This window comes from Alkalihalobacillus trypoxylicola (assembly GCF_001590785.1).
In the GTDB taxonomy this organism is placed as follows: Bacteria; Bacillota; Bacilli; order Bacillales; family Bacillaceae_D; genus Alkalihalobacillus; species Alkalihalobacillus trypoxylicola.
In genome coordinates, this window is sequence record NZ_LTAO01000001.1 from 64712 (window position 1) to 86980 (window position 22269).

Below are 22269 nucleotides of genomic sequence, written 5' to 3' on the forward strand. Positions count from 1 at the left end.
GTACTCCTTACTTGTTGTAGCTTTCGATAAATTCTTTAGGATTCATTTTTAAGCCTTATACTTGTAGGCATCGCTTCATTAAGTTCTTGATATAATTCTTCATACTCTCTTTCTTTCATCCAAACCGTAATTGCACCCGAGTCATTTTGTGTTCTAATTAATCTTCCCATCCCCTGACGTAGGCGTAAAATCATAAAAGGAAGGTCTACGTCTTGAAAAGGGGAATCAGTCGCTTTTCTTTTTGCTTCAAAAACGGGGTCTTCTGGTGGAAAAGGTAATCCTGGTATGAGTACTTGTGTAAGTGACTCACCTGGAATATCGAGCCCTTCCCAAAGATGATAGGAAAGCAAAACAGAAGAGATTTCATTCTGAAATTGTTCTACTAATAAACTAATTTCCTGATCACCCTCAAAATATAATGAGAATGGCCATTGTTTATTATTTGCCCATTTTCGAAAATCCTCCATCTCGTTTTTTGCTCGAAATAAAATCAAACTTTTCCCTTCATTCTTAATCAGAGCCTCTTCTAATTCCTCCCATAACACCTGTTGGTCTTCTCGAAGTATATGAACATCAATAGCCATTTTTGATTCGTAATCAAAGGGAGAATTTACAGAAAATGATAGAGCTTTATTTATGCCAAGACTTGAAGTAATATAAGAAAAATCTTGATTTTTTGATAAAGTTGCAGAAGAAAAAACGATAGGTAACTCTTTCGAAAAGACTTCTTCACTCAGTGTTCCATCTACTAATCGAGGCATAATCACTAGCGATAGTTCTCCCCTATTTTCCTCTACCCATATAATTCCTTCTGATTCCTGAAGAAATGTTTTTATCCCTAAAAGGAAAAAATCAAGATACTCTTCCATCATGTTTAAATAATACCGGTCCATCGTAAATAGTTGTACATCAAAAACAAGCTCGTCTAGAAGTTTTTCCACAACTTGAAACAACCTCTGAGCAATATTAATCATAGAAGGGGTACGCTCAATTTTCATTTTTGTTGAATGAACAACGTTTTGTGAATGTTCTCTTATCTCATCAAACCACTCATCATGTAGTAAAAGAATTTCCTCAATTAAAAATAAAGTCTCTTCGCGTACATTTTCTTCTGTGTAACCTGTAAGGACTTTAGTAAGAGTATCGGAATTAAATCGATAGGTAAATGCTTTCTGAGCGGCAAACTCTAGTAAATGCCCCTCATCAAATATGATACTGCTTGCCTCTGGTAACAATGGCAGCTGTCCTTCTCGTTTTCTCGATTCCTTTGTCCAAATATGCTCCATATAGAAATCATGAGAGCATATCATTAAATCTGAAGCCGCTTTATAATATTCCCTATTTAAGGTTTGACCACATCGATGTCGCAAATCACAAACGGAACACTGCTGTAAAGGGTCATAAGCAATTTCTTCCCATTTATCATCCGATAACCATTCATATTCCTTACGATCACCATAGCGATAATAAGAATCCATCGAATGGGTTTCTTGAAAAACAAAAGAGGGTATTTGATCATATACTTTATGGATTTCTTCATCATCTGTGCTCAAAATCAGATGATCTAACTTTTTAACACAAATATAATTTTCTCGCGCTTTTGCTAAACGAACATCGATTGGAGATTGAAACATTTGTTCCAGCTTCTCTTTATCTCCACCCTTTTTGACAATTTGTTCAATTAGTGTTTCATCAGCACAAGCAATAATAGCTGGCTTACGTAAATATCTTGCATATAAAATTGCATACATTAAATAAACGATGGTTTTACCTGTGCCAACTCCAGCCTCTGCAAAAATGGTTTTTTTTGATATAAAAGCTTGTTCTAATTGAAAAGCCATATAAATTTGTTCATCTCTAAGCTCATAGCCATGCTCTGGCATGATGTCATAAAAAAAATCTCCTACATATTCCCCTAATTTCTGAAAAAAGTGGTCGTTTCGACCAAGTTTAAAAGGTAAGTCTTTCATTTCTATCTCCTTTAAGTCAGCATCATAACTTTATTATTATACTAAAAAGAAGCAGAAATGAATATAAATCAGCTCTCTTTCGTTTCTATTAATTCTTTAGGTTTTAATAATCCAGAATGGTCGATATTTACCTCAACATTTATTTGATTTAAGGAATAGTTCTCTAATCCTGTATCCTGTGAAGAAATGATTTCCTTCCAGTCTTTGTAATGCTTCGTATATAAGAAATATTCTAATTCATACAAATCTATTTGACGCTTCTTTGCCCAGTCATAGGTTGCTTTAACCTGGTCTTCTATGATTGATTCTGCTAATTCTTCTAATTCGTCTACAGGTAATTCTTCTAGTAACTCTACAATGTTTCCTTCCATTTTTATATGAACATTAAAAATGGCTTCATCATTTACTACTTGCTGACTCATTTCAATTTTAGGAAAATCAAAAACTAACACGGCTATTTTTTTCCCTTCTTTTTCTAGCATTAGAGGATATCTTTTTGTATCTTCATTCACCCAATGATAGCCTTTATATTCATCTAAAGAAATAAAGCCTTTATATTGATGGTCCTCTAAAACATAGACACCATTGTACTCTAGCTTATTGGTTGGCTCTAGATTTTTTTTCCATTGAGTACGATTTATTTTTAATGAAGGCAATTTTGTAATTTTCCCAGGCTCATTATAATGAATGAAAACATCCTTTAAGTATAAGCTGTCTACAAATGATTTTTGCTCTAAGATTTCTTCTGGTTTATGTAACAGAGTAACCAAGCTAGACAAATTAAAAAAAGCAGGAGCTGCAAAAATTTCATCAATCGGTTCATTAGTTGCAAATGCCCATTGTGACAGCCTTGTTTCACTATACCTTGTATAACCATCCAAAACTTCTTGTAGTCCATTTTGTAATAATCTTTCTGTGAAAACGACAGATGTCACATGACTCCAAAGCGTTCTAATTTGAGATGATTGATATAAGTTCGATATAGCCATATTAATCGTATCTCCTTCAGATCGACCTATATATACTTGAGCCTCTTGACCCGGGTTACTTTCTCTTTTTGCTACAAAAGAAAAATCCAGCATTTGAGAATAAGCTATGTATTTATTCGTTTCTGGATTATAATCTAACCCTATTGCCACCGAGTAGTTTAAATCTTGAACATCATATAAATCCCAGCACCCTGCTAATAAGCATAGGAGAGAAAGCATTAATATCCACTTCAGTACAACCTTCATTTCTCTCAACCCTTTTTCTTCGTAATAATATTTGGAATATGAACTTTAAGACTTTTCGGTTTATCTAAAACGGCTGTTATCAAATCAAGAAAGGTAACAGGTGAAAGAGGCTCTAAATAACCGACTCCAAAAGAAGTTAATCCAGCTGCATAACAAATGGTTATAAATAGTCCAACAAAAAAACCAAACATCCCTAAAAAAGATGAGATGATTAAAATGAATAGCCTCAATAATGTTACCGTCCCAATTAACGATTGATTAATCAGAGTAAATTGAGCCACTGTCGAGACAGCCATGACAACTAATAGTGTTGGTGAAGTAAGTCCAGCTCTGATAGCCGCATCTCCAACGATTAATCCACCAATAACAGCTATCGTCTGTCCGACTGACTTTGGTAATCTCACTCCAGCTTCGCGAAATATTTCAAACATCCATATCATTAAAAAAGCTTCCATTGGCCCAGAAAAAGGGATACCAAACCTAGAGTTACTTATGGTTGCTAATAAATGAAAGGGAATTTGCTCAACGTTATAAGTAGAAATACCCACCCAAAACCCTGGTAAAAAAACAGATACTAAAAGCCCAAATACTCTTAATAATCGCTCAAGTGCTACAAAATAAAAGGGGTTGTAATAATCCTCAGGTGACTTTATTTGTTCCGTCAAATTCGTAGGAGCAATTAATACCATTGGTGAGCCATCAATAATTAAAGCAAACCTACCTCTCTTTAGACTTTGAACCACAATATCAGCGCGCCCCCCATAGTTCACTAATGGAAACAGTGAAAACCTACCATTTCCTAAATACTCCTCAAGCTGCTGACTACTTTCAACATAATCAATGTCACATTCATCAAGCTTTTGAATAATTTGATCGAGGATTGATGAACTTATTGTCCCCTCTAAATAGAATAAAGCAGCTACCGTCTGACTTTTCTTGCCTAAATCATACATTTTATTTTTTAATAAAGGTGTTTTAAGCCTTTTTCTAATTAAAGAAATATTCGTATGAATGTCCTCGGTAAAGCCATCTCTAGGTCCTTTTACAGAAATCTCCGTAGCCGATTCTTCTGTCTCTCTTTTTGCTACATTTGACATTACTCTAAAATAAAATTGATTCTTATCATGATAGAAGATTAATAAGTTTCCACTCAGCAAATTTTCAAACAAAGAATCGTTTGATGAAATCTTACTAAGTGCCAATGAATGATAATGCTCATCCCATAAGGTGTCCACCTCGTCAAAAAACATTGAGAGTTTTGGTAACAAATAGTCATTTAATTGCTTTAAGTCAATCATTGAGCTCGAATAAATTAACGTTAATTCCTCTTCTTTAAACGATATCGTTTGAAAAACAAAATCATCTGAATGAGCTAATAATTGTCGAATGGTTTTTAAATGATCACTTTTTAAAGCTTCTAAAGAATAGGAATTATAGGGCTGTTGCTGCTTACTCTCATTATCATCCTTGCTTCGATATTTTATTTTCAATCATCCTCCCCTCCTTTTTACTTACAGTCAAAATAATAAAAAAGCTAATAATCATAACAGCTACATAAATATAAAACAGCACTTTAAAATAAACCTTATAAAAATCAATAATGTTAATAAAAGATAAAACAGGTGTAACAATCATCAATAGAAAGCTTATCAGCACCGTCCCTTTTAAAATCACTAATTTTTTTTTAGTCTGAAAAAGGTATTGTGTTAGCTCTATTATTAAATACACCGAAAAAGTGGTGCGAATAAAAGCTCCTGATAACCATTGATAAATCGATAAGAAATCAACATTGGAAATATAATCACCAATCCGTACTAATAGCCACTGTTCATAGGCTGGATAACGCATATCGATGGAATGCAAACCAAAGAGTGCGATCGAAGCCATTAAAGGACCTAATGTTAAACCAATTAAGAAAAAATTTAAAAGCGAAAAATGCTGAGTTTTCATTCTTTTAGTTAATCGATGCTGAATGAGCAATATGGAAAAAGTTTCAAAAGTCGTGCTCAAAATATACAGTAGTGTTTTGCTTATATCCGAATAGGAAGTTGTGAAAAAAGGCTGTAATAAACCGTAATCTTTAAACTGTAGGTTAGCCATTGTGACAAAAAAGCCAAATAAGATTACAAATGGCAAAAGAATCCCTGAAACGATTGCGATTGTTCTAATTCCTTTATTTAACAAATAAAAAATAATGATAATTAAAGTTAATGTTGTGACGATTTTCGGCGTGTTTACTAAATAAGTGAGCTTTGTCCACTCTATGACCTCTTTTAATGTAGTAAAGCCATTTACAAAAAATATAGTGATAAAAATAATGGCCAAAGGATAGCTAACATACTTTCCCGTTCTTTGCTCTAACCAGCTTAAAAAGTGCAAAGAATTCGTTTTTTTCATAAGTAAGGCAAGAAGCCATGCCCACAAAATACAAAAAGGAAGCGCTAGTAATACGGCAATCCATGAATCTTTATTTGAAAATTGTAAAAGTAACGGAATAATTGTCACATGATTAACCAAACCAATAGATAATAACAAAATCAGAAATGTTTGTGAAATCGATATTTTATCGACAGCTATCATAAGGATACCCCCGTGACAATCTTTATTTTTTTAGTTGCCCCTATTAGCGCTTTTTTTATTCATTCCATAAAAAAAAAATCACCCTAATGAGGATGATTTTTTACAAGACTACCCTTTTCTATTTAATGGTCGTAACTTTTCTTTCATTAATAATTGAACTTTCTTCCTTTTTAGAAAGATTAATAAGACAACTAGTTCCACTCCCATTCCAATTGATTGCGCAAAGGCTCCAATCATTCCGTTCCAATGTGGAAAATAAAAGGATAAAACCAATAAAATAACTAGTGCGGTTATAACATTTGACGATTGGGTGAATACCATTACTTTTGTTTGTCCTTTCAGTAATAAAAGACCGTTACAAAAATCAATGAATGGGAATACAAGCACTAAAATAACAAAAACCCTTAAGCTCATAATCGTGGCCGTTAGCAATTCACCTGTTGCTCCTAGAATATTTTCAATTAAAAAAGGGCCAAGATTCGTATAAGAGAGCAGTAATAATATAAGGGTTGGAATAAATCCTATCATCATTAAAAATTGTTTCACCTTTTGACTATCCTTTTGATAATAAGACAAAACAATTTGATGGATATAAGAGAAGAAACTAATTAATAGCTGGGCAATGCTAAGCGCAAGAGCAAATGAGGCGATAGCTAATTCAATTTGCGCTGTTTTCCCCAAAAATATATTAATCATTGGACCAATCATAACAATAATTAAAGAGGAAAGTATTAAAGGACGATAAAAAACAAAAATTTGACTTTGATTTTTAGTCGTTTTTTCTTCTTTTACAGGAAGCTTTTTAACTAAGGATTTCCCTTCCCAATAACTGACTGCACTTTCGATGATCATCCCGACTAAGAATATCCATGCCCCGGTCGTTGCATTAATAGTTCCAAAATGAATGAAAATGAGTGAAAATATATACATTCCAATTAACCGGATAATCATACCGATTGTCAGCCACTTTGTTTTTTTATTGATAATAATAACGCCTTGATACAAACAACGAATGGCAGAAAAGAACGTCACAAAGATTAATAACTGATAAACCGATACGATTTGCTCTACGAGCTGTATTTCTGCTCCAAACAAATGAATAAATATAAAAGGACCCACAGGAGTAAAGGCAATAATCGCCGTTAATAATAATAAAGTTGCAATAACATACATACTAACTCTTTGCATGCTATTAAACGTTAATTGATCTCTAACTAGAGCAGAGCATGTATGTCTTAATAAGACGCCTAATCTTTCTGTAATCGCAAATAAGCTCATTGCTAAAGCATAGCTCGCAATAATGGACTCTGGATCATCACCTCTTGCTAGTGTTCCGTTTATAATTAAGTGCGAGATCATGACTAAGCTTGCAGATAATCCAAGGGGAATAAAAAAAAGCAACATTTGCTTTGTCGTTAATTGATTTTCTTCCTCATTTTCTTTCATGTATATTTCTCCACCCTACTTCATTCTACTATTCTATATTTGTGATGCTACTACCATTATATTTCGCAACACGAAAAATATGTTTAGTATTACGTTAAATCAAAATAGATACAATTACAAGAGAAATCTGAAAATGAAGAAAATATTTATGATGGCATATAAGGAAGATGTTCATTTTTTCGCAAAAAAAGAAAGAAGTAGAGAGCTTTTTGCCTCTTGCTTCTTTTCTTTTACTGACATTAAGAGTATTACTGAGATAAATCGATTACATATCTGCCAATCGACTTTCCGGCTAACAATATTTCCATCGACTTTTGCACTTCATGAAGACTAATGATTTTAGTTATTTCATTCATTTTATCAAGTGATGGGATCGTATCATTAATAAATTGCCAAACTTTTAGCCTTTTCGACATTGGATATTGAACAGAATCGATACCTTTTAATTCAACGCCTCTCGTAATAAATGGAAAGACTGTTGTTGGAAGATTTACTCCTCCCGTTAAACCACTAGCTGCAACAACGCCACCATATTTGGTTTGCGCTATAGCCTGTGCGAGAGTTTCTCCACCAACACAATCTATTACGCCTGCCCATTTCGACTTTTGTAGAGGTTTCTTATTTTCTAACAAGCTTTCTCTACTAATCACCTCTTTTGCTCCTAATGATAATAAAAAATCGTAACATTCCTTTTTTCCTGTACTGGCTACTACAGTAAAACCTAATGAAGCAAGCATAGTAATAGACATACTACCGACACCGCCAGTTGCACCGGTTACTAAAATTGGTCCCGCTTCTTTTGTCAGTCCTGACTCTCTCAACTTTAAAATCGATAAAGCTGCAGTAAAGCCGGCAGTCCCAAATAACATCGCTTGTTTCAAAGACAATTCAGACGGTAGCGGAACGACCCACTTTTCTGGGACTTGTGCTAATTGCGAAAAACCGCCATGATGTGCCGTACCTAATTCATAACTCGTTACAATCACCTTTTGCCCTTGATGGAATTTTGCACTTTTTGATTCCAAGACCGTACCTGATAAATCAATGCCTGGTATTAATGGATAAAAAGAGGCGATTTTATTATCACGCTTTAACGTCATCGCATCTTTATAATTCACACTAGAGTAGGCTACCTTAATTAAAACATCTCCTTCAGGTAAATCATCTTTTGTAAGCTTTTTGATGCTTCCATCTATTTCGTCATGTTCTTTTTTATTCAAAACATAAGCAAGAAAGCTATTCACAAATGACACTCCTTTTAATCAATAAGTGCTATTGCTCTTCTTTAGTAGGTCCAAATAAACCTGTTACTTTTAAACCTGCTTGTCTCATCAAAACAGTTAATTGGCCCCTGTGATGGGTTTGATGTTCGATAATCATAAACAGCAACGTACCTAATGGTATTTTTTGTCCGAACATATCGATTTCTTTTAATAATTCTTGGTCATCCCAATTCTTTTTTACATACGATAGAAATTCACTTGTAGCTATTTCATAAGTGTTGACAATTTCATCTGCTGTGCGTGGTATTTGTTTCTGGTTTTTATTAATACTAAAAGGAATTGAAGCGAGTCCACCCAGTCCAATTACAGAAACCCCAAGATGCCAGCTTAACCAACCAATTGTATTATGATTCTCTACAATGTTCTGGTCTAAAGTCTCATCGGTTACATGAGTTAATAATTGAATCGTTTTCTGTGATTCAACCTGCCAAATATTCACAAAGTCATCTAATTTTCTAAACATAAAATCCTCCTTTATATGGAACCCTTCTAGTATATCCAAAACAATCTTCCTCACGAAAGCTTTTTGCTTGTAAAAAACAGAATAAGGTATTGGCTTAAAGTGTTAAGCCAATACCTTATAAATAATAAATGTATAAAAATAAAAAATGGCAGAAGCATTAATGTGATGGAATCGTTTCGTCTAATTCTCTAACTTGTTGAGTCCATCCAAATGGATCTGAAATTTTACCTGTTTGAATTTTGGTTAAAGTATCATACAGTCTTTTAGCCGTTTCTCCCGTTTCTCCTTGATTAATTTTAATAGAAAGGTCATTCCAAATTAATTCACCTATAGGAGATATAACAGCCGCTGTGCCTGTTCCAAAGGCTTCTTCTAATAAACCTTTTTCATAAGCTTCTACTATTTCCTGTATGGTTATTTTCCTTTCCACAACCGGAACATTCCAAGAATTTAATAGCTGAATAAGTGATTTTCTAGTGATACCTTCTAAAATGCTTCCGTTCAACTCAGGAGTAATAATTTCTCCATTTATTTTGAAGAAAACATTCATACTCCCTACTTCTTCAATATATTTTTTTTCTAATCCATCTAACCAAAGAACTTGTGAGTAACCTAATGTAGAAGCAGCACTTTGGGCATTGTAAGCAGCTGAGTAATTACCGGCAGTTTTTGCCATCCCTGTTCCACCTTTTACGGCTCGGGTAAATTGTTCCTCAACATAAATCCGAACAGGATTTATACCTTCAGGATAATAAGCTGCAACTGGAGATAGAATGATCATAAAAGTATATGAACATGATGGGTTCACATTTAAACTATTTTCCGTTGCGATAATAAATGGACGAATATATAGAGAAGTTCCTGGATCTTTAGGAACCCAATCTTTTTCGATTGAAATAAGCTGTTGTAAGTAATATAATACTTCTTCTTCATCTATCTGCGGAATACTAAGTCTTTCACTTGAAGAATTAAGTCTTCTCATATTTTGTTCAGGTCTAAATAGTAAGATCTGATCATCATTTGTTCTGTATGCTTTTAACCCTTCAAAAACTGTCTGTCCATAATGAAAAATCATTGCCGCTGGATCTAATGTAATCGGTTGATATGGAATAATCTTGGCATCATGCCAACCTTTATCGATTGTATAATTCATTTTAAACATGTGATCAGTAAAAACCGAACCAAATTTAACTTGATTTACATCTGGTTTTTCCTTAGGCTGCATCGTTTTGATGATTTGCAATTTATTACTACTCACTATTTTCATCTCCTTTTGACCGCTAATCACATTTTAAAAGTTCATTCTAAAGATTTCAAGACTTAAAATTATTCCTTTGAGACTGTGTTATAGATTATAACGTTTTCTTATAAGAAAACAAAAAACGAACAAAACCTTATATATCAACATAGAAAACGCTTTATTTTTTTGATTATTCTAAATAAAAATGAAGTCAAAAATTTTTTTAAAATTGTTGTATAACAAAAGAATAGTGGAAGCATAGAAAAAAAGTCGGGATAATATTGATAAATAAAAACCTTGACACTTTTTAGGTGCTTAGACACTTTGCATCCCCCTGGACACTCTGCTGTTCAAAGCAGATTACGTCTTGGTCACTTCATCCTACTGAAACCTCCGTGCCTTGTGTCAGCTAGAATATGTATTTCATAGATCATTTACAAATTCAACAGGACCCTCCTTCTTAAAAAGAAACAGGGTCCTGTTCGTTATTTGTGCATCAATTACATAAATGAATCATTATTATAGCTTCTATCCAACCTAATTAAGCTATTTTAAAAATATTGAATATCATATTCTTCTTTAACGGAAGATAACCAACTATTATATTGTGCTTGAATTTTTTGATCAAGAAGTGCGGATTCAACCTCTTCTTTGTGATCCTCTAAAACGGCTTCTTCTGCTTCAAGTTTGTCAGTAACTTGTACAACATGGAAACCAAAATCAGTTTCAATAGGATCACTAATTTCATCTATATCCATTTCAAATACCGCTGCATCAAAGGCTTCAACCATTTCTCCTCGACCAAAGAAGCCTAGTTCACCACCATTATCTTTATTGGATTCATCTGTTGAATATTCAGCGGCTAATTCTGAAAAAGCTTCTCCATCATTCAATTTTTCGATTACTTCCTCAGCCTCTTCTTCACTTCCAACTAAGATATGGCTTGCTTCCACTTGCTCTTGTTGATTATATTGTTCTTTATTAGAATCAAAATGCGCTTGAATATCTTCATCTGTAATCTCGATGGACGGCTCAATCATTTTTCTTGAAAGTAAATATTGAGTAATGTCATTTTCAATATCCTCCATCAAAACACCATTTAACGCAAGCATTTCTTCAAATGCCTCTTCTCCACCATACAAATCAAAATATCTTTGCTTTTCTTCGTTTATTTCTTCGTCAGAAACCGTTACACCTTGTTTTTCGGCTTCTAATTCAATAACTTTATTTGTCACTAGTGTTTCTAAACCTTCTGTCCCATATTGATCCATAACAAGATTCTGTACGTCTTCTTCTTTAATTTTTTCACCGTTAATACTTGCCATTACATTCGGCGAACCTGAAACCGTTATTCCTAGCAAGATAGCACCGATTAAAACGACCGCTATGGATAAACCATAAATTACATTTTTCTTCATCTTTATTCCCCTTTGTCTAAATTACTTTGGTTTGCTGTAGCTAATTGAATGGTAATTTCAAGAAGTTCTCCTTGACGATATACTTCCACGTCAACCTCATCTCCTACTGAAAGCTGATAGAGCTGTTTTCTAAGTTGAGTAGAGTTTTGAATATCTTCACCAGCTAGTGTAACAATAACATCGCCAGACTGTAAACCGCCTCGTTCAGCAGATGAGTTTGGTTCTACAGCTGTAACGGCAACACCCGTCTCGACTTCAACCGGTAGATTTGGTAAATAGCTCCGCGGAACTTGCTCAAGATTTGCTAATCCAATCCCTAAATAAGGACGAGAAATTTGCCCCGATTCTATTAATTCATCTACCAGTGGGATTAAATCGTTACTTGGAATAGCAAAGCCAAGACCCTCTATTCCATTTTCGGCAATTTTCAAACTATTTATGCCCACTACTTCTCCTGATGTATTAATTAACGCACCTCCACTATTACCTGGATTTATGGCTGCGTCTGTCTGTATTACATCCAAATCCCACTCACCAGCCGATGTTTCCACTGAAATAGAGCGATTTAAAGCAGATACAATTCCCTGTGTAACCGTACGAGATAAATCAAGACCTAGAGGATTTCCAATAGCTAGTACTTGTTCACCTACTCTTAAATCATCTGAATTAGCAAATGATAAAGTCGATTCAACAGAGTCTGCATCAATTTTTAGAACCGCTATATCCGTTAAAATATCTGACCCGACCAATTCTGCTTGAACGGTTTCACCAGACTCTAATGAGACATCGATTTCACTTGCTCCTTCAATTACATGTTGATTTGTAATGACATAGGCTTCCTGTTCATTAATTTTATAAATGACACCAGATCCTGTACCTGCTTCAACAGCTTCATTGTTTAATTCATTTGTTTGGGTTTGATAGAAAGAAGGAAATGATTGTTTTTGTTTATTTATAACACCAACAATAGATTTTGAAGCTTCTTCTATCGTTTCAGAGATGGAGTGAGCATGAGTATCATCATGATTACTTTCTACTTGTTTGTTTACCTCTGTTTCTTCGGCATCAGCTTCACTTGCATAAGAAATTTGATTAGCTACTATATCTTCATAATAACCTGTTAATGGGACAATAGACAATGTTAAAAATGAACCAACCACTCCTGCTGCAAAACCTGTAATAATAGAACGGCCTTTTTTATCCCTTTTTTTCTGTGGAATTTTTTCATTTTCGTGTTCGTGCATGTTTTTCACCATCCATCTTATTTTCTTGTTCTCATCATAAATAAGAAAGATGTCAAGCAAATGTCAAAAACATAAAATGATTAAAATAAAAAAACAATATAAGGGAACTACCTCCCCTTATATTGCCTACCAGATTTATTAATGGTCTAGAAAATCATGAAATGCTTTGTCCAGTCTCGTTTTTGCTTGTTCATTTATTTGTAACTGGTCCTCTTTTACCCATTTCACATCCTGCTCTATCGTATAAACTCCTCTTCTTATGTTATCTGGCTCTAAACTAGCAAGAACAGGCTTTAAACTGTTGTCGAGCATTAAATAATGAGCTAAGCTCCCCCCTAGAACAATCGGTAATATATCCTTGCCTTTAAAGCCTTTTGGAGGAATTAAATCTAAATATGTTTTTAATACTCCTGTAAAAGAAGCTTTATATACTTGAGTAGCCACTATTATTTTTTTAGCTTTATTTATACATTCATGAAAAGCTTGTAAAGCTTGATCTTGATACAATCCTTCTATTAGAACTTGTGCGGGCAAATCTATAATATGCAATATTTCAGCAGTCTCTGATTTATTTTCAGCATATTCTTTTGCGTATTGAATCATTCCATTCAAACGTGAATTCTTTTTTGGACTTCCAGATAAAATCACTATATGACTCATATGATGGCACCTTCCTTTAAACAAGTTTAAAGACAAAAACAAAAAGGTATAGCTACTTAATTTTGTAGCTACACCTCTGGTCATCCAGTCGGGGAATTAAATATAAAAAGTTAAAGGTATATACTTTTTTAATAATGAAAATAAATATTCATTAATTTCTTGGTCAGAATCTTTTCGTTCACAGCGATACGATTTTTTTTCACTCTTTTCCATGACATACATAGTTGGAATCAGCTCGGTCGAAACAATTCGATTTAATATCGGCTTTAAACTAATTTCAATAATGGAAGCATGTACCTGGGTTCCTCCCATAATTACAGGAAGAAGCATTTTACCTTTAAAAAACGTGTGCTCAAAGGTTTGAAGGAAATGAATCATTTGTTTATATGGATTTTCTTTCGCCTCAAACAATAAAATAATCAAATTAGCCTCTTTAACAGCTTGAAAAGCCTGCTCTCTAGAATCCTTTTCATAAAAACAATCTAAAGTAACATTTGAAATCAATTCACCAAACTTGTCTAGCTGAACTTTTAATGCTTTCTCTATGCATTTTAATGATGGCTCATTCGTAGGTACTTCTACGAGCGTTATTTGATAGGACATCGATTATCCCCACACTTTTCTTAATTCTTAATATTCCTAGTTGTTTAATAAGGATTATAACATAATGATAAGAAAAATCAACACTTTAAGTACAGCATTAAAGTTTAGTAATTGAATGGACCATAAGGATACCTTTCCAAATAGCCTTCTTCAGCTTTTTTTAGCATCTCTGACCAATCAGAGAAGTAGGTACGTTCCTTGACGAATTGATTCCACTTGTCACTATCAAAATCAATAAAAATCGTTAACAAAAGATGATCTTCATGTTTATAAGCTATTCTCATAGCCTTCCAAGATAGGAAGTCGGTATCCTTTTTCATAAACTCTTCATGAAAAAGGATAGAAGGTGGTGCGATAAAATAAGGGATCATGAAAAACGAGCTAAACCCTTTCATAAATAATGGATTCCTCCTAAAAAAAGCCTTTATTTCATTTAGAAATAAAAGCTTTCGGTTAACCGATCAGCACTCATAGATTATATTGAGAATTCTTCTGGTAAAAAAACTTTCATTTGTCTAGGCTTAACATAGATTACTTGGTTCAGTTTTAATTGAAGTTGAGAAAATCGTTCTTTTTCTACTTCTAATTCAATGGATTCTCCATTCTCACGTAGTCCCTCTAAAAATACAATTGGACCGACTGCATGTATATATTGCACAGTGATAGGTAAAAATTCAACGTCCTTTTCTAACTGAATATCAAAATGGTGTGGTCTTGTGTAAGCAAGTGCTTCTTCGGCAATTTGAGATTGATCTTTTATATTATTCTCTATATTACTAGTTTGATAGCCTGATGTTTCAAAAACCCCTTCTTGCATACGGCCTTTAAATATATTTACATTCCCTAAGAAATCAAAAACAAATGGACTATTTGGATTTTCATATACATCATCCGGAGAGCCAATTTGTTTGATTTTCCCTTCGTTCATAACGACTACCCGATCAGATACATCTAAAGCTTCTTCTTGGTCATGTGTAACAAACACGCTCGTAATATGATATTCATCATGTAATTTTCTAAGCCATTTACGTAAATCTTTACGGACCTTTGCATCTAAAGCACCAAATGGCTCATCTAACAACAACACTTTAGGCTGAACCGCCAAAGCACGAGCGAGAGCAACGCGTTGTCTTTGCCCACCAGAAAGTTGACTTGGAAAACGCTTGTCATATCCTTCTAATTTAACTAATGAAAGAAGCTCATTCACCTTATCTTTTATATCTTTTTTTGAAAGTCGCTCTTTTTTAGGCTTAACACGAAGTCCATAAGAGATATTATCTGCAACTGTCATATGAGAAAATAATGCATAATGTTGAAAAACAAACCCAACTTGTCGTTTGATTGCCTCAACAGTAGTCATGTTCTGTTCATCAAAATAAATTTGCCCACCATCCGGTTGTTCAAGACCAGCAATAATTCTTAAAAGTGATGTTTTTCCAGAACCTGAGGGACCTAATAAAGCTACTAATTCCCCCGATTCAATATTTACGTTAATATCTGTCAGTGCCTGAAAGGCTCCAAAGCTTTTAGATATATTTTGAATGTGAATAGACACTTTCTTGTTACACCGCCTTCTTATGATTCGCTGCTTTCCATTCTATTGAGTTCTTAACAATGATTGTCACAATGGCTAAAATAGACATTAATGATGCAACGGCAAACGCTGCGGTAAATTGGTATTCATTGTATAAAATTTCTACATGTAAGGGCATTGTATTCGTCATCCCTCTTATCTTTCCAGAAACAACGGACACAGCACCAAATTCACCAATGGCTCTAGCGTTACAAAGAATCATTCCATAGATGAGTCCCCATTTTATATTGGGAAGTGTAACATGCAAGAATGTCTTCCAGCCGTTAGCCCCAAGAGTAACAGAGGCTTCTTCTTCTGCTGTTCCTTGTGCCTGCATTAAAGGAATTAATTCTCTTGCAACAAAAGGAACGGTTACAAACATTGTTGCTAATACAATTCCAGGTAATGAAAAAATAATCTGTAAGCCTCTTTCGATAAAAAAGGGACCCACTAATCCGTGTACACTAAATAACAATACAAAAACAAGTCCTGCAATGACAGGTGAAATGGAGAATGGTAAATCAATAATCGTCGTTAAAAAGCTTTTTCCTCGAAATGAGTATTTAGATATTAACCAGGCTGCCATTAGACCAAATAATGTATTTAATGGTACTGTAATCGCAACGACCAGTAGGGTTAGCTTAATGGCTGATAGTGCATCAGGTTCCGTAATCGATGCCATGTAAACAGATATGCCCTGTTCAAAAGCTTTTATAAAAATAGCCACTAACGGTAGCAATAAAAACAATGTTAAAAATATAAGGGCTATCGTAATTAATGTCCATTGAACGGTTTTTGATTCACTAGTTGACTTGGGACCTGGTATGGTTTTAGTTGTTTTAATGGGTGTCAAGCTAGACATTGAAAACTCTCCTTTTACGCATGTCTTCTCCCACTCCACCATTGAATGAGATTAATAAATAAAAGCATAAAAAACGAAATAACCAGCATAACTGCTGCTATAGCAGTTGCTCCTTGATAATCAAATTGTTCTAATTTAGTCATAATTAACAATGGGGTAATTTCTGTTCGCATAGGCATATTTCCGGATATAAATACGACAGAACCATATTCTCCTAACGCTCTAGCAAATGCGAGTGCAAATCCTGTTAAAAGCGCAGGTAGTACGATAGGTACAATAATTTTAGTGAATGTATAATACCGATTTGCTCCTAGACTAGCTGATGCTTCTTCTAACTCTTTTTCAATACTTGCTAAAACAGGCTGAACCATTCTGACAACAAAAGGCAAACCAATAAAGGTTAAAGCCACCATAATACCAAGTGGAGTAAAAGCGATTCTAATCCCTAAAATATCTAAATATTGTCCTACCCAGCCATTGGAAGCATATAACGTTGTTAAAGCAATCCCAGCTACGGCTGTAGGTAATGCAAAGGGTAAATCAATTAATCCATCTAGTATTCTCTTTCCAGCAAAATCATAGCGTACAAGTACCCAAGCTATAAGCATTCCAAAAATAGCATTTATAAAAGCTGCAACAAAAGCTGCTCCAAAACTTAATTTATAGGAAGCGACCACTCTTGGGTCTGTTACCGTCGCCCAAAAACGCTCCCACCCCATTTCAAATGTATTAAAGAAAATCATTAATAATGGAATTAGAATGAGTAAAGTCACATACATCATGGTGAATCCAAAGGTTAGACCAAATCCAGGTAATACACTATATTGCTTAAATTTCCATTTGCGCCTCAAAACTTAAACTCCTCTCTGCACTTATAAAAAGCTCTATCGATTATCACCATCTTTTCCTCTCTCACCTGGACGAAAAAGTAAGAGAGGAGTTGATAGCCTTTAAGGCTGATAGATTTGGTCGAAGACTCCACCATCATTAAAGTGTACTTCTTGTGCTTCTTGCCAACCTCCGAAAACCTCATCAATTGTAAATAATTGAATATCAGGAAAAATATCATGTTGAGACAAGATTTCCTCATTTCTCGGTCTATAATAATGCTCAGCAGCTAATTCTTGGCCAATATCGGTATACAAATATTCTAAATAGGCTTCCGCAACCTCTCTCGTTCCCTTATTATCTACATTTGTATCTACAACAGAGACAGGAGGTTCAGCTAAAATACTAATCGAAGGATTTATGATCTCAAACTCGTCTTCTCCTAGCTCATTAATAGCTAAATAAGCTTCATTTTCCCACGATAAGAAAACATCACCTATCTTTCTTTCAACAAAGGTAGTGGTTGCTCCCCGAGCACCAGAATCTAGAACTTCTACATTTTGATATAACTTACTAACAAAATCTTGAGCAGCTTCTTCACTACCATATTCTTCTAGTGCATAACCCCAAGCCGCCAGGTAGTTCCAACGGGCTCCTCCAGAAGTTTTTGGATTTGGAGTAATAACTGAAATATCGTCTTTTACTAGGTCATCCCAATCTTGAATGTTATAAGGGTTTCCTTTTCGTACCAAGAAAACGATTGTTGAAGTATATGGAGTAGAATTATCCTCTAAACGTGATTGCCAGTCTTCCGGTATTAGCTCTCTAGAATCATGTAAAACATCGATATCATACGCTAATGCAAGGGTTACTACATCCGCTTCTAATCCATCAATGACAGAGCGCGCCTGACTACCCGAGCCACCGTGAGATTGGTTTATCGTTACATTCTGTCCGGTTTCTTCCTTCCAATAACTTATAAATTCTTCATTAAAATCCTGATATAATTCTCTCGTAGGGTCATAGGAAACGTTAAGAATTTCTATGTTCTCTCCTGCTTCTCCACCTGAGCTTGACTCTTCATTACCTGTTGACGCTTGCTCATTTTGGCACCCGGATAATACCAACCCGGCAATCATTATTAATCCTAGACCTGATACCCACTTGAATTTTTGCATCCTTTCCAACTCCCCTACCCAATTTTTTCATTATCTTGTCATGATTTTATATTATGAGCCGCTCTTTTTTATTTTTCTTTGCTGTGCAAAACGAACTTTCTCCGTAGCATCAATTTGTGTAATTTGATGATCGTGAATGGTGATTAAAACTGTCCCAAAAGCAATCTTTTCAACTGCTTTTTTGATTTCTTCTGCCTTATGTTTATCGTATTGCCCCATTTTGAGCCCCTCCTTTTGTTTGAATGTTTTGTTCTAAAAGGTTCTTTAAAGAGGTTTGGTCCAGCACTTCTGCAACGGTGTCACGAACAATCCCCCACAATGGCTGTAATAAGCACGTAGACTCCAGCACACATGGTTCATAAGAAGTGACACTTACACATCCCATTGGTGCTAGTGGCCCCTCTAATCGACGAATAACATCACCAATAAAAATATCTTGACTGTCTTGCTTTAATTGAAAGCCCCCATCCAATCCTCTTTTACTTGATATATAATCAAGTGTTTTTAACTGAGCCAATAGCTTTTCTAAATAGGGAGCAGGAACTAACGTTTCCTCACTTATTTCCTTCACTTTAAACCTTTTATCAGGTTGCTTAGCTAAAACAATTAAGGCTCTTAGCGAATATTCCCCTTTACTTGACACTCTCATTGCTTCCACCTCTTAATTATAAGTATTAAGATATGTTAAGTCGGGTTTATCCAAAAATAAAAAAATAGCCTTAACTAGTGAGTTGATCTAGCTAAGGCCTTCGGTTGTCCGATCAGCATTATATCTTATTTGTATCTATAATATTATTCATATTAATCATACCTGTCAAGTGTGAATTAAAACTTTTCTAAAATTTCTTACTTTTTTATTTGTAGCCAAGGTCTATCATAATTCCATTGCAAGGTCACAGGAAGCTGAAATGTCTGCGATAGATTATGTTCATTTAACATTTCTCCTTTATTTCCCTTTGCTACTATTTGTCCATTATGTAAAAGCAAAACGTGACTGATGCTCGGTACAATTTCTTCAAGATGATGCGTTACATATAAAATAGTGGGTGCTGTTTCTAATTGAGTAATTTCCTCTATCGTCTCTAATAGCTGTTCTCTTATATAAACATCTAGTCCATTACATGGCTCATCTAATATTAATAATTCTGGCTTAACGATGAGAGCCCTCGCAATCATGGTTCGCCTTTTTTCACCTTGTGATAAATGTTGGAACGTAGCATGTGCAAAATGCTCCATTTTCAGCTGCTTAAGGAGCTCTAGTGCTTCGTCTATCAAGCTCTCCTGAACTTCCTCATAAATACCAACTGAAGCGAATTTCCCGCTTAAAACAACTTCTAATACGGTATCCGTCGCCCTTGTAGCAAACCTTTCATCAAGGGCCGTACTGACCCAACCAATTCGTTTGCGTAATTCATGGATATTAGTTTGACCAAATTTTTGGTCTAGAACTGTAACCTGGCCATCAGTTGCCCATTCAAAGCCTGTTATTAATTTAAGTAATGATGTTTTTCCTGAACCATTCAATCCTAAAATCGCCCAATGCTCACCAGTTTTTACCTGCCAATTAATCCTATCTAAAAGAGTTTTTTTATTTTTTCTCCAATTGACATTTCGTAAATCTACTTTCATTCTGCACCCTCCTATCTGTATATCCTTATATTATATCTTGATTCTCCCTCACTTTGTCAAAGTAAAAAAACCTTCAAATCCTAAGACTTTGAAGGTTTTACTAACTACATTATTTTTCTGATTCGGTCTTCCACTCTTCTTCTGGATTTTTATAGCGTAATAAATCTCCAAAAAGAATTTTATCGGAATAATTGAGATCAAGATTGACTCGTTCAAAATAAGGTTCACAGCTTTCAGCATCTATTTCTTCTTCTGTCTGCTTATCATAACAAATTCCTCTAGTATAAATATAATCATCACTTATGAAGCTTCCATCTCGAAGAACAACAAATGAATCTCTTTCAGGAGAATTTAAATCACTACCAAAATGATACATATCCTTTGTATCAACCCCTAGTAAATGTAACAATGTCGGCTTAATATCGATTTGTCCACCTATCATTTCGCTAACATGGTTTTGATCATAACCTGGTATATGAATATACATAGGAACCCTTTGCAATTGAATCGTATCAAATGGTGTTATTTCTTCTTTTTCTAAGAACATCGCCATAGAACGGTTATGGTTTTCTGAAATACCATAATGGTCACCATATAAAATAAATATCGAATCCTCATAAATTCCTTCTTCTTTTAGTCGATCAAAGAATACTTCTAGAGCATGATCCATATACCGAACAGTAGGGAAGAAGCTGTTTAACGTTCTACTGCGAGAATCATATTCATCAATAAATTTATCCTCTTCATCTAAATCAAACGGATAGTGATTTGTTAATGTAATAAATTTTGTATAATATGGCTCTGGTTGACTTTTCAATAAATCAATAGATTGTTCAAAGAAATCTACATCCTTTAAACCCCAACCAACAGAATTCTCATCATTAACATCGTAGCTATTAATATCAAAATAGCGATCATAACCCAAAGATTGATACATCATGTCACGATTCCAAAAGCTTTTATTATTAGGATGCATAACAGAAGTGAAGTAGCCTTCCTCTCCTAGATTACTAGGTGTCGCATCATATTCGTTTCCGGCATGAGTGAAGAAAACCGATCCACTATCTCTACCAAACATTGAATTTGCAACTAGATATTCAGAATCAGACGTTTTACCTTGAGCTGTTTGATGATAGAAATTCTCAAAATAAATACTTTCATCAATTAAAGAATTAAGAAATGGTGTAATCTCCTGACCATTCATATCATTATTAATGACGAATGTTTGAATCGATTCCATAGAGATTAAAATCACGTTTTTGCCTTCTGCTATACCAAACAATTCATCATTTGGTTCTTTATAATTTGATTTAATATAATGCTCAACTTCAACAAAGTCTGAGCTATCTGCTAATACTCGCTGAGCTCGCGTTTGTGATTGTAAATATCCATCATATATATGATAGTTAAAAATCCCAATGTTTTTAACGATAAGGTCTCTATCGAAAGAGCGAGTCAAAAGCTGAGGTCTTTCAGCCTGTGCTAACGTTAAATTAACAACAAAAATCGAAACCGCAACAGCCATTATTAATAAAGGCTCTCTTTTTAGTGGCTTCAAATTAAAGGCTGCTCTTTTTCTCTTAAAATAATATAGAATAGCAATATCGATAAATAACCAAAAATCATACCAATGAATTAATCCACGAATACTAGACCCTAAATCTCCCATATTACTCGTTTGGAACAAAACAGGGATCGTAATATAGTCAGTAAAAAAGCGATAATATAATAAATTAAAGTAAAGTATTAAAGTCGCAATCGTTGTTAATACGATAATCGCCGATTTTCGCCTTTTTGACGAAAAAAAGAAACCAATCCCTATTATTAATATTGCAGAGCTAAGCGGGTTGAAAAATAGTAAGAACTCTTGCAAAGGATTTTCCGACGGAATATTAAAGCCAATTTTATAAACGAGATACGTTTTTATCCATAAAAAAAAGACTGCTAATGAAAAAAATTGTAACCTATAAAAAAAGTTTTTCACTTTCGTCATATTTAATTTCAATGTAAATTCCCCTTCCTAATCCATAAAACATATTAACTTTTTCTTTATATTT

Annotated in this window: 21 protein-coding genes; all 21 read right to left on the reverse strand. The window is 34.3% G+C overall.

All coding sequences use genetic code 11. The annotated features are described in order from the left end of the window. Positions 1 to 35: 35 nt before the first annotated feature. Entirely contained in the window at positions 36 to 1970 is a 1935-nt protein-coding gene (locus tag AZF04_RS00280) for an ATP-dependent DNA helicase (RefSeq protein ID WP_061947067.1), read from the reverse strand. A gap of 68 nt (positions 1971 to 2038) precedes the next feature. After that, on the reverse strand, positions 2039 to 3205 hold the full coding sequence (locus AZF04_RS00285) for a Ger(x)C family spore germination protein (protein WP_082795235.1): 1167 nt from the start codon (positions 3203 to 3205) through the stop codon (positions 2039 to 2041). A gap of 5 nt (positions 3206 to 3210) precedes the next feature. Further along, a complete protein-coding gene (locus AZF04_RS00290; RefSeq protein WP_061947069.1) occupies positions 3211 to 4695 on the reverse strand; it encodes a spore germination protein in 1485 nt (494 codons plus the stop codon). Beyond that, complete coding sequence (locus tag AZF04_RS00295) at positions 4667 to 5785, reverse strand: endospore germination permease (protein ID WP_061947070.1); 1119 nt, start codon at positions 5783 to 5785, stop codon at positions 4667 to 4669. Before AZF04_RS00295 ends, AZF04_RS00290 begins: the two co-directional genes overlap by 29 nt. A 108-nt stretch (positions 5786 to 5893) precedes the next feature. Next, on the reverse strand, positions 5894 to 7231 hold the full coding sequence (locus AZF04_RS00300) for an MATE family efflux transporter (protein ID WP_061947071.1): 1338 nt from the start codon (positions 7229 to 7231) through the stop codon (positions 5894 to 5896). Positions 7232 to 7479: 248 nt separating this feature from the next. Beyond that, positions 7480 to 8475, reverse strand: coding sequence for an oxidoreductase (locus AZF04_RS00305; protein WP_061947072.1), 996 nt, complete (start codon positions 8473 to 8475; stop codon positions 7480 to 7482). A gap of 28 nt (positions 8476 to 8503) precedes the next feature. Continuing rightward, the gene (locus AZF04_RS00310; protein WP_061947073.1) at positions 8504 to 8977 is read right to left on the reverse strand and encodes a DinB family protein; all 474 of its coding nucleotides are present in this window, start codon (positions 8975 to 8977) and stop codon (positions 8504 to 8506) included. 157 nt (positions 8978 to 9134) lie between these two features. Next, a complete protein-coding gene (locus AZF04_RS00315) occupies positions 9135 to 10235 on the reverse strand; it encodes a branched-chain amino acid aminotransferase (RefSeq protein ID WP_061947074.1) in 1101 nt (366 codons plus the stop codon). A 533-nt stretch (positions 10236 to 10768) separates the two neighbouring features. Then, positions 10769 to 11635: a foldase protein PrsA gene (locus AZF04_RS00320; RefSeq protein WP_061947075.1), complete on the reverse strand. Its 867-nt coding sequence runs from the start codon at positions 11633 to 11635 to the stop codon at positions 10769 to 10771. Positions 11636 to 11637: 2 nt separating this feature from the next. Beyond that, a complete protein-coding gene (locus AZF04_RS00325; protein ID WP_235599892.1) occupies positions 11638 to 12879 on the reverse strand; it encodes a S1C family serine protease in 1242 nt (413 codons plus the stop codon). A gap of 138 nt (positions 12880 to 13017) precedes the next feature. Continuing rightward, complete coding sequence (ssuE, locus tag AZF04_RS00330) at positions 13018 to 13539, reverse strand: NADPH-dependent FMN reductase (protein WP_061947077.1); 522 nt, start codon at positions 13537 to 13539, stop codon at positions 13018 to 13020. A gap of 96 nt (positions 13540 to 13635) precedes the next feature. Beyond that, positions 13636 to 14142 carry a hypothetical protein gene (locus AZF04_RS00335; protein ID WP_061947078.1) on the reverse strand — a complete coding sequence of 169 codons (507 nt, stop codon included), beginning with the start codon at positions 14140 to 14142 and terminating at the stop codon, positions 13636 to 13638. A 104-nt stretch (positions 14143 to 14246) separates the two neighbouring features. Then, positions 14247 to 14537 (reverse strand): hypothetical protein, encoded by a 291-nt coding sequence (locus AZF04_RS00340; RefSeq protein WP_061947079.1) that lies wholly within the window; start codon positions 14535 to 14537, stop codon positions 14247 to 14249. An 80-nt stretch (positions 14538 to 14617) separates the two neighbouring features. Beyond that, on the reverse strand, positions 14618 to 15697 hold the full coding sequence (locus tag AZF04_RS00345; protein ID WP_061947080.1) for a sulfate/molybdate ABC transporter ATP-binding protein: 1080 nt from the start codon (positions 15695 to 15697) through the stop codon (positions 14618 to 14620). 7 nt (positions 15698 to 15704) lie between these two features. Next, positions 15705 to 16577, reverse strand: a complete 873-nt coding sequence (cysW, locus tag AZF04_RS00350) for a sulfate ABC transporter permease subunit CysW (RefSeq protein ID WP_061947081.1) — start codon at positions 16575 to 16577, stop codon at positions 15705 to 15707. 14 nt (positions 16578 to 16591) lie between these two features. Continuing rightward, on the reverse strand, positions 16592 to 17428 hold the full coding sequence (gene cysT / locus AZF04_RS00355; RefSeq protein WP_061947082.1) for a sulfate ABC transporter permease subunit CysT: 837 nt from the start codon (positions 17426 to 17428) through the stop codon (positions 16592 to 16594). A 99-nt stretch (positions 17429 to 17527) separates the two neighbouring features. Next, a complete protein-coding gene (locus tag AZF04_RS00360; protein WP_412459186.1) occupies positions 17528 to 18592 on the reverse strand; it encodes a sulfate ABC transporter substrate-binding protein in 1065 nt (354 codons plus the stop codon). Positions 18593 to 18634: 42 nt separating this feature from the next. Continuing rightward, entirely contained in the window at positions 18635 to 18802 is a 168-nt protein-coding gene (locus AZF04_RS20480) for a YezD family protein (protein ID WP_081766590.1), read from the reverse strand. Continuing rightward, positions 18786 to 19232, reverse strand: coding sequence for an RrF2 family transcriptional regulator (locus AZF04_RS00365; protein ID WP_061947084.1), 447 nt, complete (start codon positions 19230 to 19232; stop codon positions 18786 to 18788). Before AZF04_RS00365 ends, AZF04_RS20480 begins: the two co-directional genes overlap by 17 nt. Positions 19233 to 19429: 197 nt before the next feature. Continuing rightward, positions 19430 to 20212: an ABC transporter ATP-binding protein gene (locus tag AZF04_RS00370; protein WP_061947085.1), complete on the reverse strand. Its 783-nt coding sequence runs from the start codon at positions 20210 to 20212 to the stop codon at positions 19430 to 19432. Between the two features lie 109 nt (positions 20213 to 20321). Further along, positions 20322 to 22205, reverse strand: coding sequence for an LTA synthase family protein (locus AZF04_RS00375; RefSeq protein WP_061947478.1), 1884 nt, complete (start codon positions 22203 to 22205; stop codon positions 20322 to 20324). Between the last annotated feature and the right edge of the window lie 64 nt (positions 22206 to 22269).

Bases quoted from the DNA above. Each gene is read 5' to 3' on its own strand.
- AZF04_RS00370 (WP_061947085.1), bottom strand. From the start codon at position 20,212: ATGAAAGTAGATTTACGAAATGTCAATTGGAGAAAAAATAAAAAAACT.
- AZF04_RS00325 (WP_235599892.1), bottom strand. From the start codon at position 12,879: ATGCACGAACACGAAAATGAAAAAATTCCACAGAAAAAAAGGGATAAA.
- AZF04_RS00340 (WP_061947079.1), bottom strand. From the start codon at position 14,537: ATGAAAGGGTTTAGCTCGTTTTTCATGATCCCTTATTTTATCGCACCA.
- AZF04_RS20480 (WP_081766590.1), bottom strand. From the start codon at position 18,802: ATGGGGCAATACGATAAACATAAGGCAGAAGAAATCAAAAAAGCAGTT.
- AZF04_RS00375 (WP_061947478.1), bottom strand. From the start codon at position 22,205: ATGACGAAAGTGAAAAACTTTTTTTATAGGTTACAATTTTTTTCATTA.
- AZF04_RS00365 (WP_061947084.1), bottom strand. From the start codon at position 19,232: ATGAGAGTGTCAAGTAAAGGGGAATATTCGCTAAGAGCCTTAATTGTT.
- AZF04_RS00335 (WP_061947078.1), bottom strand. From the start codon at position 14,142: ATGTCCTATCAAATAACGCTCGTAGAAGTACCTACGAATGAGCCATCA.
- AZF04_RS00280 (WP_061947067.1), bottom strand. From the start codon at position 1,970: ATGAAAGACTTACCTTTTAAACTTGGTCGAAACGACCACTTTTTTCAG.
- AZF04_RS00285 (WP_082795235.1), bottom strand. From the start codon at position 3,205: ATGAAGGTTGTACTGAAGTGGATATTAATGCTTTCTCTCCTATGCTTA.
- cysW (WP_061947081.1), bottom strand. From the start codon at position 16,577: ATGTCTAGCTTGACACCCATTAAAACAACTAAAACCATACCAGGTCCC.
- AZF04_RS00300 (WP_061947071.1), bottom strand. From the start codon at position 7,231: ATGAAAGAAAATGAGGAAGAAAATCAATTAACGACAAAGCAAATGTTG.
- ssuE (WP_061947077.1), bottom strand. From the start codon at position 13,539: ATGAGTCATATAGTGATTTTATCTGGAAGTCCAAAAAAGAATTCACGT.
- AZF04_RS00310 (WP_061947073.1), bottom strand. From the start codon at position 8,977: ATGTTTAGAAAATTAGATGACTTTGTGAATATTTGGCAGGTTGAATCA.
- AZF04_RS00295 (WP_061947070.1), bottom strand. From the start codon at position 5,785: ATGATAGCTGTCGATAAAATATCGATTTCACAAACATTTCTGATTTTG.
- AZF04_RS00320 (WP_061947075.1), bottom strand. From the start codon at position 11,635: ATGAAGAAAAATGTAATTTATGGTTTATCCATAGCGGTCGTTTTAATC.